This window comes from Streptomyces sp. BB1-1-1, assembly GCF_031597775.1.
In the GTDB taxonomy this organism is placed as follows: Bacteria; Actinomycetota; Actinomycetes; order Streptomycetales; family Streptomycetaceae; genus Streptomyces; species Streptomyces thinghirensis.
On the sequence record NZ_CP134203.1, the window covers coordinates 2,594,315 to 2,608,724 of the forward strand.

General features: G+C 72.6%; 10 protein-coding genes. 2 read left to right on the forward strand and 8 right to left on the reverse strand.

All coding sequences use genetic code 11. The features are described 5' to 3' along the window. Positions 1–229: 229 nt before the first annotated feature. Complete coding sequence (locus RI578_RS11885; RefSeq protein WP_310871053.1) at positions 230–3,229, reverse strand: EAL domain-containing protein; 3,000 nt, start codon at positions 3,227–3,229, stop codon at positions 230–232. Between the two features lie 407 nt (positions 3,230–3,636). Continuing rightward, positions 3,637–4,578: a 2-hydroxyacid dehydrogenase gene (locus RI578_RS11890; protein ID WP_310871054.1), complete on the reverse strand. Its 942-nt coding sequence runs from the start codon at positions 4,576–4,578 to the stop codon at positions 3,637–3,639. A 75-nt stretch (positions 4,579–4,653) separates the two neighbouring features. Between RI578_RS11890 and RI578_RS11895 the strand changes: the two genes are divergently transcribed. Continuing rightward, positions 4,654–5,652, forward strand: a complete 999-nt coding sequence (locus tag RI578_RS11895) for an aldo/keto reductase (RefSeq protein WP_310871055.1) — start codon at positions 4,654–4,656, stop codon at positions 5,650–5,652. A gap of 62 nt (positions 5,653–5,714) precedes the next feature. Further along, complete coding sequence (locus RI578_RS11900) at positions 5,715–6,917, forward strand: PQQ-dependent sugar dehydrogenase (RefSeq protein ID WP_310871056.1); 1,203 nt, start codon at positions 5,715–5,717, stop codon at positions 6,915–6,917. A 9-nt stretch (positions 6,918–6,926) separates the two neighbouring features. Here RI578_RS11900 and RI578_RS11905 read toward each other — a convergent pair whose 3' ends face one another. From RI578_RS11905 to RI578_RS11930, 6 genes are all read right to left on the reverse strand, one after another. Then, on the reverse strand, positions 6,927–7,109 hold the full coding sequence (locus RI578_RS11905) for a DUF6191 domain-containing protein (protein WP_310871057.1): 183 nt from the start codon (positions 7,107–7,109) through the stop codon (positions 6,927–6,929). A 38-nt stretch (positions 7,110–7,147) separates the two neighbouring features. After that, complete coding sequence (locus RI578_RS11910) at positions 7,148–10,363, reverse strand: AAA family ATPase (RefSeq protein WP_399059937.1); 3,216 nt, start codon at positions 10,361–10,363, stop codon at positions 7,148–7,150. A 5-nt stretch (positions 10,364–10,368) separates the two neighbouring features. Further along, positions 10,369–10,554, reverse strand: a complete 186-nt coding sequence (locus RI578_RS11915; protein ID WP_310871058.1) for a hypothetical protein — start codon at positions 10,552–10,554, stop codon at positions 10,369–10,371. Between the two features lie 223 nt (positions 10,555–10,777). Further along, on the reverse strand, positions 10,778–11,386 hold the full coding sequence (locus RI578_RS11920) for a hypothetical protein (protein ID WP_310871059.1): 609 nt from the start codon (positions 11,384–11,386) through the stop codon (positions 10,778–10,780). Positions 11,387–11,421: 35 nt separating this feature from the next. Beyond that, positions 11,422–12,006 carry a GNAT family protein gene (locus RI578_RS11925; RefSeq protein WP_310871060.1) on the reverse strand — a complete coding sequence of 195 codons (585 nt, stop codon included), beginning with the start codon at positions 12,004–12,006 and terminating at the stop codon, positions 11,422–11,424. Next, the gene (locus tag RI578_RS11930) at positions 11,984–14,230 is read right to left on the reverse strand and encodes an MMPL family transporter (protein ID WP_310871061.1); all 2,247 of its coding nucleotides are present in this window, start codon (positions 14,228–14,230) and stop codon (positions 11,984–11,986) included. The genes RI578_RS11925 and RI578_RS11930 overlap by 23 nt, the downstream gene beginning before the upstream one ends. Positions 14,231–14,410 lie beyond the last annotated feature (180 nt).

Here is a 14,410-nt window from a genome sequence, read left to right on the forward strand (position 1 = left end):
GATGCTGAGGGTTTTTTGCGAGGTTTCGGGCGGTGTGTGGCTGTTGCTCAGCGGTGCTGGTGCAACAAAAAACCCCTCGTGCCATAAGGCAAGCGAGGGGAGCGCGCCGGGTGTGGGTCGCGGGGAGTCCGGGGTTGGTCCGGACGTCACCTGCTCAGCCGACGCGCTTTCCAAGTACGAGAATTCGGGTGCGCATGGCACTGACCTTCCTCCCGGCACGCCCCCACTGTCAAGTGGGTGGGACGGGAGTCTCATTATGTGAGCGCAAAGACGTGCCACCACGCAAGACAGTCGGGAGCCCGGAGGTGACGCCGCCCGCGAAGGCCGGTTCGGCCGGTCCGTGCGGCACCGGATAGTGGCCGGTTTTGAGCGCCCTGCGCAGCCGGTACTCGTCCAGCGGCCCGGAGAACGCCATGCCCTGCCCGTGCGTACAGCCCATCGCGCGCAGGGCGACGATCTGCTCGGGCAGGTCCACCCCGTCGGCCACGGACTTCAGCCCGAGGTCGGTGGCGATGCGCAGCAGACCACTGGTGATCTTGTGCAGCCGCGCCGACTCCACGACGCCCTCGATCAGGCCGCGGTCGAGCTTGAGGACATCCACGGGGAGGCGCCGGAGGGCGGTGATCGCCGCGTAGCCGTTGCCGAAGCCGTCCAGGGCGATGCGGACGCCGACCCTGCGCAGGGCGTTCAGCCGGCGGTCCAGCTCGTCCAGGCCAACCCGTGGGTCGATGTCCGACAGTTCGATCACAAGTGAGCCGGGGGGCAGTCCGTGCCGGGTCAGCAGGGCCTCCACCGATCCCAGCGGCATGGAGCGGTCCAGCAGCCGACGGGCGCCGATGCGTATGGCGACGGCCGACGACAGCCCGGCCGCCGCGCGTTCGGCGGCCTGCTCGACGGCCTCCTGGAGCACCCAGCGGTCCAGTTCGGCGGTCTTGTCGCCGTCCTCGGTCACGCGCAGGAACTCGGCGGGGGTGAACAGCACCCCCTGGGAGGAGCGCCAGCGCGGCTGGGCGCAGACCGACGTGATCCGGCCGTCCGTCAGGGAGACCACCGGCTGGTGCAGCAGCGCGAACTCGCCGTCGTGCAGCGCGGCCCGCAGGCGCGTGGCCAGCTCGGCCTTGCGTACGACGTCCTGCTGCATCTGAGGTCGGTACAGCTCGACACGTCCCTTGCCGCCCGCCTTGGCGCGGTACATCGCGAGGTCGGCGTTGCGCAGCAGCTCGCCCGCGCCGAGGCCCGGTTCGGCGAAGGCGACCCCGATGGAGGCGTTGACACGGACATCGTTGCCGTCGATGAGGTAGGGCTGCGAGAGCGTCATCCTGAGACGGTCGGCGAGTTCCAGGATGTGACCCTCGCGGGCGGCCCGGTCCCGGGCGCCGTCCCCGACGATCAGGGCCGCGAACTCGTCGCCGCCCAGCCGGGAGGCGGTGTCCCCCTTGCGGACGGCCTCGTGGAGTCTGCGAGCGGCCTGCACGAGCAACTCGTCGCCGGCCTGGTGCCCGATGGTGTCGTTGACGGCCTTGAAGCCGTCGAGGTCGATGAAGAGCACCGCCGTACCGCGCAGGGCGGCGCCGCGGTCGGAGGCACGGCGGCCGGACAGGGCCTGCTGGACGCGCCGGGTGAACAGGGCGCGGTTGGGCAGGTCGGTCAGCGGGTCGTGTTCGGCGTTGTGCTGGAGCTGCGCCTGGAGGCGGACTCTCTCGGTCACGTCCCGGCTGTTGAAGATCAGGCCCCCGTGGTGGCGGTTGACGGTGGACTCGACGTTGAGCCAGCCGCCGTCCCCGGAGCGGAAGCGGCACTCGATGCGCGTGGTGGGCTCCTCGACCGGGCTCGCGGCGAGGAACCGGCGTACCTCGTGCACCACGCAGCCGAGGTCCTCCGGGTGGATGAGACCGGCCAGTTCACTGCCCACGAGTTCCTCGGCGGGGCTTCCGTAGACCCCGGCGGCGGCCGGGGAGACGTAGCGGAGGATGCCGTTGGGCGCGGCGATCATGATGACGTCGCTGGAGCCCTGGACCAGGGAGCGGAAGTGGTTCTCCTTCTGGGCCAGTTCCTGGGTGAGGGTGATGTTGTCGAGCAGCATGATGCCCTGCCGCACGACCAGCGCGAGCACCACGGTGCCGCCGGTCAGCAGCACCACGCGGTCGACGCTGCGGCCGTTGAGCACGTTGTAGAGGATGCCCAGGGTGCAGACCGCGGCGGCGAGGTACGGCGTGAGCGCGGCCAGCGACCCGGCGATGGGCCGGGAGGCCGGAAAGCGGCCGCGCTCGCTCCCGGGCGCGGGCGCCGGCGCGGGCCGGTGACCGGTGCCGCGCTGCCCGGGCAGGTGTTCGCGCACCACGCGTGTGTGTCCGCCGGGTCCTTCCTCGGCCGACGGCCGCCCGTGCCGGGACGCGGCCCAGGGGGCGTACGCGAGCAGCAGTGAGCCGGCGAACCAGCCCGCGTCGAGCAACTGGCCGGAGCGGTAGTTGTTGTGCAGCAGCGGCGAGGTGAACAGGGCGTCGCAGACCACCGTCAGGGCGAGCGCGCCGATGGCGGTGTTGACCGCGGACCGGCAGACGGGCGACCGCCGGAAGTGCAGGGCGAGCACCATGCTGACGAGAGCGATGTCGAGCAGCGGGTAGGCCACCGAGAGCGCGGAGTGGGCCACGCTGGAACCGCCCTCGGCCTTCGCCGCCTGGGCGAGGGCCAGGCTCCACGCCAGGGTCAGCAGCGAACCGCCGATCAGCCAGGCGTCCAGGCCCAGGCAGATCCAGCCGGCCTTCGTCACCGGCCGCTTGGCCAGCACCAGCAGCCCCACGATGGCGGGCGGCGCGAAGCACAGGAAGAACAGGTCCGCGTAGCTGGGGCTGGGCACCGGCTGCCGCAGGACGACCTCGTACCACCCCCAGACCAGGTTGCCCAGGGACGCCATCGCCGAGGAGAGGGCGAACAGCAGCCAGGCCGGCCGGAACCGGACCCGGGGCCCACGGGCGTAGAGGAGGCAGGAGACGGCGGCGGCGCCCGCGGCGGCGCTCAGCCCGAAGTCGCCCATGATCTTGGCGACGTGGTCCGAACCCCAGCCGAGCGCGGAACCGACGGCGTATGCCGCGCAGACCAGGGCCAGCACGAGCTGACGGACGAAGGTCGGTCCGCCGGCGGCGGCCGACGGCCGGGGCAGCAGCGGCCGGGGCGAGGGCTGCGTCCGCAGCGCTCCGTCCAGAGTCGGCACGGGGGGCGGCGGACTCACCGGGGCCTCCCGGTCCGCGCCGCCCCCGTGTCCCGCGGGCCCCGGTGCGGCGGCTGGGCCTGCCTCTTGCGGCCGCTCGGCCGGCGGTGGTGAGGGCCGCACCGGCCGGGGTGGCCGCCGGGCCTGCCATGCCGGCCCCGTCTGCGCGCGGTCGTGGTCGTGCGCCAGGGTCGCCGGCGGCGGCTTCGCCGCGTCGGGTTGTTCGTCCATAGGCCGTGCATCGCCCGTCGCCCCCCTCACAGTCTGAGATGTCCATCCCCGGCGCCGAACCGTGCGCGGCGCATCCCCTGTCGGACGATACACCAGTCTCGTCACTCAGGGACATAGGTCTTCTACGCTCCGTGACGACCAGCGGATATGCGCGTACCCACCGCATCCGAGGAGTTGCGGAGGGTACCTGAAACGGATTACGCGCCCGTCGTCAGGATCACGTTGCGCAACGGCTCCTGGTTCACGAAACGGCTCAACTGGTCCACCATCAGCCGCTTGGCGCGTGGCAGGAACGCGGAGGTCGGCCCGCCGGCGTGCGGGCTGATGACTATGCCGGGAGCATGCCACAGGGGGTGGCCCGGCGGCAGCGGTTCGGGGTCGGTCACGTCGAGGGCCGCGGTGAGGCGCCCGCTCTCCAGTTCGGCGAGCAACGCCTTCGTGTCGACGACGGGGCCGCGCGCGACGTTGACGAGCAGGGCGCCGTCCTTCATCCGGGCCAGGAAGTCCGCGTTGACCAGGCCGCGGGTGGCCTCGGTGAGCGGCGTGGAGACGACGACGACATCCGCCTCCGGGAGCAGGGCGGGGAGTTCGGTGAGCGGATGCACCGGACCGCGCGCCGTGGTGCGGGCGGAGCGCGCGACGCGCACCACCGGCGCGACCTCGAAGGGCACGAGCCGGTCCTCGATCGCGGCGCCGATCGAGCCGTACCCGACGATCAGCACCTTCCGGTCGGCGAGCGCCGGCCGGAATCCGCCGAGCCACTCGCCCCGGTCCTGCGCCCGGACGAAGTCGGGGACGCCGCGCAGCGACGCCAGGATCAGGGCCAGGGTGAGTTCCGCGGTGCTGGCCTCGTGCACGCCGCGCGCGTTGCACAGCCGTACGCCCGCGGGCAGGTGCCTCAGCCCGGGCTCCACGTGGTCGATGCCGGCGGAGAGCGTCTGGACGACCTGGACGGAGCGCATGTCCGGCAGCGGGCGTATGCCGATCCCGCTGGGCTTCATGTAGGGGACGACGTAGAACGCGCAGTCGGCCGGGTCGGCGGGGAAGTCCTCCTCGCCGTTCCAGTAGCGGTAGGCGGGGCCGTCGGGGAGGCCCTCGATCTCGTCCGGCGGGATGGGCAGCCACACGTCAGGAGTCATGGTCAGGAGGCTATGTCAGGGGCGCGGAAGGGCAGAGGTTAGGTTGGGTGGCCTGACGAGGGAGGGTCACGACCGGTGGAGCGCAGGACGATCGGCGCGACGGCGCTCGCGGTGGGGGCCGTCGGACTGGGTTGCATGCCGATGAACTGGGCGTACAGCGCGTCGCGGCAGCGGGGGGAAGAGTCGGTCAGGGCGGTGCACCGGGCCCTCGACCTGGGTGTCTCCCTGCTGGACACGGCGGACATGTACGGCCCGTTCACCAACGAGCTGCTGCTGGGACGGGTGCTGAAGGAGCGGCGGTCCGACGCCTTCGTGTCCACCAAGGTCGGCCTGCTGGTGGGTGATCAGCACATCGTGGCCAACGGCCGCCCCGGCTATGTGAAACGCGCCTGCGACGCCTCGCTGCGCCGGTTGCAGACGGACGTCATCGACCTCTACCAGCTGCATCGTGCCGATCCCGAGATACCCGTCGAGGAGACCTGGGGCGCGATGGCGGAGCTGGTCCGGGCCGGGAAGGTACGGGCCCTCGGGCTCTGCGCGGTCGGCGCGCGGTCGGCCCGGCGCCCGGGTGCCCGGCTGCACGACGCCACGATCCGGCAACTGGAGCGGGTGCAGCAGGTCTTCCCGGTGACCGCGGTGGAGGCGGAGCTGTCGGTGTGGTCGCCGGAGGCGCTGCGGACACTGCTGCCGTGGTGCGTGACGCGCGGTGTCGGTTTCCTCGCCGCGATGCCGCTCGGCAACGGCTTCCTGACCGGGACGCTGACCCCCGGGCAGGGTTTCGAGCCGGAGGACCTGCGCGCCCGGCACCCCCGCTTCACCGCCGAGATGATGGCGGCCAACCAGCCGATCGTGGCCGGCCTGCGCCGGATCGCGGCCCGGCACGGCGACGGGGTCACACCGGCGCAGGTGGCGCTGGCCTGGGTGCTGGCGCAGGGCAAGCACGTGGTGCCGGTACCGGGGACCAAGCAGGAACGCTGGGTGACCGAGAACGCGGGGGCGGCACGGCTGCGGCTGACCGAGCGGGATCTGGCCGAGGTGCGCGAGCTGCCGGCGGCGCAGGGGTCGTGGGAGTGACGCGCGCGCGATTGCCGGGTTCGGGATTCGGCGATCGGGAACTTGGAGGGCGCGTGCGGTGTATGACAAGGAGAACCCGCCGCGTCGAAGGGACCATGATCGTGCAACGTCGAGCCGTGACGGCCGTGTTGGCCACCGCCGCCCTGCTGCTGACGGCGGGCTGCTCCTCCGACGACGGGGACCCGTCGGGCGCGGACGCGAGCACCTCCCCGAGCAGTACGGCGGCGCAGTCGCCGCCCTCGGGCTCGGCCGCCGAGGAGACACCGCCCGCGAAGGGCTCCGTGGAGGTCGTCCGTACCGTCACCACCGGGCTGCAGAGCCCCTGGGGCCTGGCTCCGCTGCCGGGCGGTGACCTGCTGGTCTCCTCCCGCGACGAGGCCACGGTCACGCGGGTCGACGAGAAGACGGGCAAGAAGACGGAACTGGGCGAGGTGCCCGGGGTGTCTCCGGCCGGCGAGGGCGGCCTGCTCGGCATCGCCCTCTCCCCCGACTACGCCTCGGACCGGATGGTCTACGCGTACTTCACCTCGGCCTCCGACAACCGCATCGTCCGCATGCGGTACGACGAGAAGAGGCCGGCCGGTGAGCAGCTGGGCGCGCCGGACACGGTCTTCCGGGGCATCCCCAAGGGCATCGTCCACAACGGCGGGCGGATCGCCTTCGGCCCCGACAAGATGCTCTACGCGGGCACCGGCGAGAGCGGTGACACGGGCCTGTCCCAGGACAAGGAGTCCCTCGGCGGGAAGATCCTGCGGATGACGCCGGACGGCGACCCGGCGCCCGGCAACCCCTTCCCCGACTCCACGGTGTACTCGTACGGCCACCGGAACGTGCAGGGGCTGGCCTGGGACGACGAGCAGCGGCTGTTCGCCGCGGAGTTCGGTCAGGACACCTGGGACGAGCTGAACGCGATCAAGCCGGGCGACAATTACGGCTGGCCGGAGGCGGAGGGCGAGTCCGACGGCTCGGAGTTTCACGACCCGCTCGCCCAGTGGAGCACCGACGAGGCCTCCCCCAGCGGCATCGCCCACGCCGAGGGCTCCGTGTGGATGGCGGGTCTGCGCGGCGAGCGGCTGTGGCGCGTCCCGCTGAAGGGCACGGAGGCCGCGGCCGATCCGCAGGCGTTCCTGGAGGGCGAGTACGGGCGGCTGCGCACGGTCGTCCCGGCGGGCGGCGACAAGCTGTGGCTCATGACCAGCAACACGGACGGCCGGGGCGACGCGAAGGAGAGCGACGACCGGATCCTGGAGCTGCGGGTGACGTAGCCCGCGCCGTCACTCCTCCTCCGCCTCCGTGGGGCGCGGGAGGTGGACGACGACCTTGCCCGAGGTGAGGTCTATCGGGCCGTGGCCGGGGTCGCCGTCGCCGACGTCCTCGCGGGTCAGTTCCAGACGGTTCTGCTCGTCGCTGGTGTGCTTGCGTCCGGGGGAGAAGAGTTCCTCGAATGCGTTGAACACGGAGCCTCCGTCGGTCGGCGTCCCTTACAGCGTATGCCTCACTTCGCGGAACGTGACGTGAGCCGTCCGGCCGGGAACAGCGCCAGCCGGTGGGCCACCGCCGCCGCCTCGCCCCGGCCGGAGACGCCGAGCTTGGCCAGGATGTTGGAGACGTGGACGCTGGCCGTCTTCGGGGAGATGAAGAGCTCCTCGGCTATCTGCCGGTTGGTGCGGCCGTCGGAGACCAGGCGCAGGACGTCGCGTTCCCGGCTGGTGAGGCCGAGGGCCTCGGCACGGTCGGCGGGGGCGGCCGGTTCGGTGGCCGGTCCGGTGGCCGGTCCGGTGGCGCGGCCGAGCGTGAGGCGGGCGCGCTGGGCGAGCCGGCCGACCGCGTCGGCCAGCGGCCGGGCACCGAGGTGGTCGGCGACCGTGCGGGCCAGGCGGAGCAGTTCCGTCGCGCGGGCGCGCTCGTCCTCGCCGCCGGTCTCCAGGAGGGCGCCGGCCAGCCGGTGCCGGACGCGGGCGAGTTCGTAGGGCCGCTCCAGGCGTTCGAAGGCGGTGACCGCCTCCGACCAGGTCCCCGGGGTGTCGCGGCCCTCGGCGCGGTGCAGTTCGGCGCGGACCCACTTCTCGTGGGCGAGCCAGACGGGGGCGCCGGTGGTGAGCGACCTGGCGGCCTCGGTGAGGCGTTCGAGGACCTCGGTGCGGCCCTCCTCGGCGGCCGGCAGGCCGCGGGCGTCGGCCTCGGCCTCGGCCGCGAGCAGCAGCAGGGGCCAGGCGTAGCGCTGGGTGCCGGGCGGGAAGCCCTCGTCCAGGACCCGGGCCAGTTCGGCACGGGCGTCCGGGAGGCGGCCCTCGGCGGCGGCGAGACCCAGGGCGCAGGCGGCCAGCGGCAGCCGGTACTGCGGCATGGGGTCGAGTACGCCGTAGGCGGAGCGCGCCTCGGCGAGCTGTCCGGCGGCCTCGGCCGTCTCGCCGCGGGCGAGCGCGACGACGGCCCGCTTGAGGGCGGCGCCCGCGCGGGGTGCGGCACTGCGGCCCGGGGCCCCGGACAGCGCCGCGGCTTCGAGCGCCTCGTCCCAGCGGCCCAGGGAGATGAACGACTCGGAGAGGTTGGCCCATACCCAGGCCTCGGACTCCAGCAGGCCCATCCGCCGGGTGAGTTGGACGCCCTCGCGCAGGATGCCGATCGCCTCCTCGGAGCGGCCGACGCTCTCCAGGACTGAGGGCAGGTTGATGTGGCTGCGGGCCACCACGGCGGACCGTCCCTGCGCCACCACCAGGTCTCTGACCTGGTACAGCTCCGCCAGCCCTGCGTCGATGTGCCCCGCGTCGACCATCAGGCCGCCCAGGGTGAGCCGGGCGTTCAGCTCGATGTCGTCGGCGCCCACCATGCGCGCGTACTCGACGGCCCGCTCGGCGGCGGTGACCGCCTCGGGGCCGGGATTGTGGAGCATCGACCAGTTGGCGGCCATGGCGAGCACCTCGGCGTGCACCTCGGAGGGCGGCAGGCCGCGGACCAGTTCCTGGGCGATGCCCAGCTCGCGCCAGCCGTCGCCGCGGCCCTGTGCCTGGACCAGCAGCGAGCGCTGTGTCCAGAACCAGGCGGCGCGCTGCGGGTCCCGGCCGCTCGTACTCGTCCCGGCCCCCGCTTCCTGCTCCTCCTCCAGCAGGCGCAGCGCCCGCTTGGTGATCTTCATGGCGCGCTCGCGCTCCCCGCACAGCCGCCCGGCGACGGCGGCCTCGGCCATCAGGTCCAGGTAGCGCAGGGGCTTGGTGGCCGGGTCGCAGCCGCAGGGCGGGTAGACCTCGGTGTAGTCGACGGGGCGCAGGGCGGCGCGTACGTCGTCGGGCACCGAGTCCCACAGCTCCATCGCGCGCTCGAGGAGCCGGAGCTGCTCGGAGTAGGCGTGGCGGCGCCGGGCCTCCACGGAGGCGTCCAGGACGGCGGGCAGGGCCTTGGCCGCGTCGTGGGCGTGGTACCAGTAGCTGGCCAGGCGCATCACCCGCTCGGCGGCGGGCACCAGCGTCGGATCGGCGTCGAGGGCTTCGGCGTAGCGGCGGTTGAGGCGGGAGCGCTCGCCGGGGAGCAGGTCGTCGCCGACCGCCTCGCGGACCAGGGAGTGGCGGAAGCGGTAGCCGTCGCCGTCGGGCGCGGGGAGCAGGATGTTGGCGTTCACGGCGGCTCGCAGTGCCTCGATGAGGTCGTCCTCGGCGAGCCGGGCGACGGCGGCGAGCAGCCGGTACTCGACGGTCGAGCCGCCCTCGGCGACGATCCGGGCGACCCGCTGCGCGCTCTCGGGCAGGGCTTCGACGCGGACCAGGAGCAGGTCGCGCAGGGAGTCGGTGAGGCCGGTGCGGCAGCCCTCGTGGGCGGCGACGGCGAGTTCCTCGACGAAGAAGGCGTTGCCGTCGGAGCGTTCGAAGATCTCGTCGACCTGGAGCGGGTCGGGTTCGTGGGCGAGGATGCCGGCGATCTGGCGGCCCACCTCGTCCCGGGTGAAGCGGCCGAGTTCGAGGCGGCGGACGGTGCGCAGCCGGTCGAGTTCGGCGAGCAGGGGGCGCAGCGGGTGGCGGCGGTGGATGTCGTCGGAGCGGTAGGTGGCCAGGACGACGAGGCGGCCGGTGCGCAGGGTGCGGACGAGGTAGGCGATCAGGTGGCGGGTGGAGGCGTCGGCCCAGTGCAGGTCCTCCAGGACGAGGACGACGGTGTGCCGGACGGCGACGCGTTCCAGCAGGCGGGCGGTGAGTTCGAAGAGGCGGGCCATGCTCTCCTCGTCGTGCCGACCGCCACCGCCCGGGGCGCTCTCGCCCAGTTCGGGCAGCAGCCGGGCCAGTTCCTCCTCCTGCCCGGCGGCAGCGGAGGCCAGTTCTCCGGGCAGTTGGCGGCGCAGGGCGCGCAGCGCGGTGGAGAAGGGCGCGAAGGGCAGGCCGTCGGCGCCTATCTCGACGCAGCCGCCCAGCGCGACGACGGCGTCCTGTCCGCGCGCGGCGGTGGCGAACTCCTCGACGAGGCGGGTCTTGCCGACCCCAGCCTCGCCGCCGAGCAGCAGTGCCTGCGGCTCGGCGGCGTCGGCGCGCACGAGCGCGTCCTTCAACGTGTCCAGTTCGCCGGCACGGCCGACGAACACGGGACTGACGGACCTGGTCTCCACGGAAGCGAGCATCGCACGCGGGTCCGACAGTGGGGCATCGGTTCTCGGGAGGTGGACGGCGGTGGCGACGACGGCGGGGAGGGCGGCCGTGCGGCCGCCCTCCCCGGTCCCCCCGCTCATGCCGCTCACGCGGCCCGGGTGAACCGGTGCCGCCGGAAGCGGAAGCTATGGCTCTCGGTCTCGGCGGTGTTCCTGGCCGCGTCCCGGCGGGCGGCGCGACGGGCGCGGACGGCCTCGCGGGCCAGCCGGGCCTGGTCGGCGCGGCGGATCAGTTCGGCGGAACGGGTCTGCTGGATCTGGTACTCGAACATGGTGTGTCCCTCGTGTCCCTCGGTGAGAGCCGGTCTCGGCCTCGGTTTCGGCTTCGCTTGCTTGCTTGCTTGCGATGCCTCAACCTTCGTCTCCCAGGGGGGTGCGCCACATCGGGTAAGTTCCGCATCTTCGGCACCGGGCGGGGCCTTAGACATGCGTGAGGGGTCTTAGGGCGTGCGCCGGGGGCGCGCTTGATTCCCTAAGACCCCTCAGAGGGCTTGGTCAGCCGGTGGAAGGCAGCCCGAGCAGGATGTCCGTGTACTTCAGGACGGCGAGGAGCAGGCCGATCACGCCGAGGGCGACGCCCGCCCAGGCGACCGACTTGATCCACGGGGCCTGCGGGCGGCCGGGCGCGCCGAACGCGGGACGGGCCAGCACCACGACGCCGACGATCAGCGCGACCAGGGCGAAGAGTCCGCCCCACAGCGCGGTGGCGTGCCAGGCGTTGCCGTAGCCCTTCTCGATCAGCATGCCGACGTCGGAGGACGAGGACGTCTCCAGCTGGCCGATCAGCGACTCGCGGGCGGAGGCCACGGTGCCGACCCAGCTGCCGGTCAGCGACACGATGCCGAGCCCGGCGGAGACGACGGCGCCCGCGCCCTGGCCGACGCCCGTGGGGCCCTCGTTCCCGGCGGCACCGGTCACGTCGTCCTTGGCGACGTCGTCGGCCGCCGCGTCCTCGGCCGCGGCGTCGTCCGTCCCGGCGTCGTCGCCGGCCGGGGTCTCGGCGTCGGCGGTCTCGGTCCCTGCCTTCTCAGGAGCCTTGGCCGCCTCGTCCGTCTTGTCCTCGTCGGTCTTCACGCCGGTCTCGTCCACTGTCTTCGTTCCCATGCCTCGCACCGTACGGACGCTGTCTGAGAGGTCCCTTAATGATCCTTTTGAGCGGCACGCGCGCGTGCCTCACGTGCCGCACGCCACTCGGGCGCGAGTACCGCCCACACCTCCGTGTCCTGACGGACACCCCGGTAGGGGAAGCATTCGCGCAGCACGCCCTCACGCATCATGCCGAGTCGCCGGGCGGCGTTGACACTCGGGGTGTTCGCGGACGACGCGCGCCACTCCACGCGGTGCATGCCGCGCTCGTCGAAGGCCCAGTCGATCAGGACCCGGGCGCCGCGTGCGACGAGGCCGCGCCCCGTGCCGGCGGGCTCCAGCCAGCAGCCGATCTCGCAGACGCCGGTGGCCGCGTCGAAGACCCGGAAGAGCAGGCCGCCGACGAGCTTGCCGTCCAGCCACAACCCGTGCAGGAAGCCGCTGTCGGCGGCGCGCCGGTCGGCGTAGGACTGGATCAGCTCCCGCGCGGAGTCGGCGTCGGTGGCCTTGGTCCCGAACGGGATGTGCTGTGTGATGAACTCCCTGCCCCGGTCCAGGTGGGCGAGGAACTCCTCGGCGTGCCAGGTCTCCAGGGGGCGCAGTTCGGCTCCGTCGTCACCCAGTGATATCGCGTACATCCCGCTGCCGCTCCTCCTCCGCCAGGACGTCCGCCACCTCGGCGTCCGTCGCCGCGGCCAGCCTCTCATGGGCGACGCGGCACTCGGGCGGCTCGATGCTGATGCGCGGCAGGAGCTTGTCCAGCCGGCGCGGCAGCCACCAGTTGGCGCTGCCGAGCATGTGCATCAGGGCGGGCACCAGGAGGGTGCGCAGGACGAAGGCGTCCAGGGCGACGGCGGCGGCGAGGGCGATGCCGAACATGGCGATCACGCGGTCGCCGCTGAGGACGAAGGCGAGGAAGACCGAGATCATGATGACCGCGGCGGAGTTGATCACCCGGCTGGTCTCGGCGAGGCCGACGCGCACGGCACGGCGGTTGTCGCCGGTCTCCAGCCACTCCTCGTACATCCGGCTGACCAGGAAGACCTGGTAGTCCATGGAGAGCCCGAAGAGGACCGACACCATGATCACGGGCAGGAAGGGTTCGATCGGGCCGGCGCTGCCCAGACCGAGCAGTTCGCTCCCCCAGCCCCATTGGAAGATCGCCACGACGACACCGAAGGAGGCGGCCACGGCGGCGACGTTCATCGCGGCCGCCTTGAGGGGGATGCCGACGGAGCGGAAGGCCAGCAGGAGCAGCAGGCAGCCCAGGCTGATCACGACGCCGACGAAGAGGGGCAGCTTGCCGACGATGACGTCGGCGAAGTCGTCGTAGCCGGCCGTGACGCCGCCGACGTGCACGTCGAGCGCGGTGCCGGCCTCGGCACGCGGCAGCACCTCGGAGCGCAGCCGCTCGACGAGGTCGCTGGTGGTCCGGGACTGCGGGGCCGACTCGGGTACGACGACGAGGTACGCGCTGTCGCCTCCGGAGTTGTACGTCACCGGTGTCACCGAGGAGACGCCATCGGTGGTGCGCAGGGAGGCGTCGAGGTTGTCCAGGGCGAGCCGGTCCTCGGCCCCGCCCACCTCGGTGACCAGGGTGAGGGGGCCGTTGACGCCGGGTCCGAAGCCCTCGGCGAGGAGGTCGTAGGCCTGGCGGGTGGTGCTGCCCTTGGGGTCGTTGCCCTGGTCGGAGGTGCCCAGGCGCAGTCCGAGGGTGGGCAGCGCGAGGACGGTGATGACGACCAGGGCGACGGCGCCCAGCAGCTTGGGGTGGCGCTCCACGAACGCCGACCAGCGGGCGGCGAACCCGGTGGGCAGCTCGGGTTCGGGGCCGTGCTCCGCCAGCCGGCGCCGCTCGCGCCGGCTCAGGGCGCGCGGGCCGATGTACGACAGCAGCGCGGGCAGCAGGGTCACGGACGCCGCGACGGTGAGGACGACGGTCAGCGAGGCGGCGATGGCCACGCCGTTGAGGAAGCTCAGCCGGAGGATCAGCATGCCCAGCAGGGCGATGCAAACGGTGGCACCCGCGAAGACGACCGCGCGTCCCGTGGTCGCGACGGCGTTCTCGGCGGCCTCGGCGACGGTCAGTCCGCGTTTCAGGCCGCGCCGGTGTCTGGTGACGATGAACAGCGCGTAGTCGATGCCGACGCCGAGCCCGATGAGGGTGCCCAGCATGGGCGCGAAGTCGGCGACGGTCATGGCGTGGCCGAGCAGGGTGATGCCGGCGTAGGCGGTGCCGACGGAGACCAGCGCGGTGGCGATGGGCAGCACGGCGGCGGCGAGGGAGCCGAAGGCGAGGAAGAGGACGACCGCGGCCACGGCCACGCCGAGGGCCTCGGCGAGATGACCGTCCGGCGCCTCGGTGAGCGCGACGGCGCCGCCGCCCATCTCGACCCGGAGCCCGTCGGTCTCGGCCGCCTCGGCGGCGTCGACCACGGCCCGCGCCTCGGCCGCGTCGATGTCCTGGGAGGCGTCCTCGAAGGTGACCGAGGCGTACGCGGTGCGGGCGTTCTCGCTGATCAGGGGCGAGTCGGGGTCGTCGTAGGGGTTGGTCACCGAGGCCACCCCGGGCAGGTCCGCGATGCGGTCCAGGGTGCGGGTCATGGTCTGTTCGACGTCGGTGGCGCGGACGGTGTCGGTCGTCGTGTGCCAGACGATCGTGTCGCCGTCGCCGCCGAGGCCGGGGAAGCCGGAGGCGAGCAGCTGGGAGGCACGGTCGGAGTCGGTGCCGGGGACTCCGTAGTCGTTGGAGTACGCGGAGCCGGTGACCGCGGCGGCCGTGGCGACCCCGCCGAAGGCGAGGAGCCAGAGCAGGACGGCGACGAGGCGGCGTTGGACACACCAGCGTGCAAGGGCTGCCACGAACGTGCTCCCAGAGTGTCTGATTGTGGACCTTTGATAGGGAACAGTCATTCATGGAATGAACGGCCCGCAAAGAACGCATGAGTAATGCGAAGCCACTCTTTCAGCCAGAATTGATCGTTTGCGGATTTAGTGGGCTTATTCACAGAGGCGAAGGTCATTCGCAGGACGATCGGATGA

What these genes read in the sequence shown, in the direction of transcription:
- RI578_RS11890 (WP_310871054.1), bottom strand. Translation starts at nt 4,578, where the DNA reads ATGACTCCTGACGTGTGGCTGCCCATCCCGCCGGACGAGATCGAGGGC.
- RI578_RS11900 (WP_310871056.1), top strand. Translation starts at nt 5,715, where the DNA reads ATGACAAGGAGAACCCGCCGCGTCGAAGGGACCATGATCGTGCAACGT.
- RI578_RS11910 (WP_399059937.1), bottom strand. Translation starts at nt 10,363, where the DNA reads ATGAGCGGGGGGACCGGGGAGGGCGGCCGCACGGCCGCCCTCCCCGCC.
- RI578_RS11915 (WP_310871058.1), bottom strand. Translation starts at nt 10,554, where the DNA reads ATGTTCGAGTACCAGATCCAGCAGACCCGTTCCGCCGAACTGATCCGC.
- RI578_RS11920 (WP_310871059.1), bottom strand. Translation starts at nt 11,386, where the DNA reads ATGGGAACGAAGACAGTGGACGAGACCGGCGTGAAGACCGACGAGGAC.
- RI578_RS11925 (WP_310871060.1), bottom strand. Translation starts at nt 12,006, where the DNA reads ATGTACGCGATATCACTGGGTGACGACGGAGCCGAACTGCGCCCCCTG.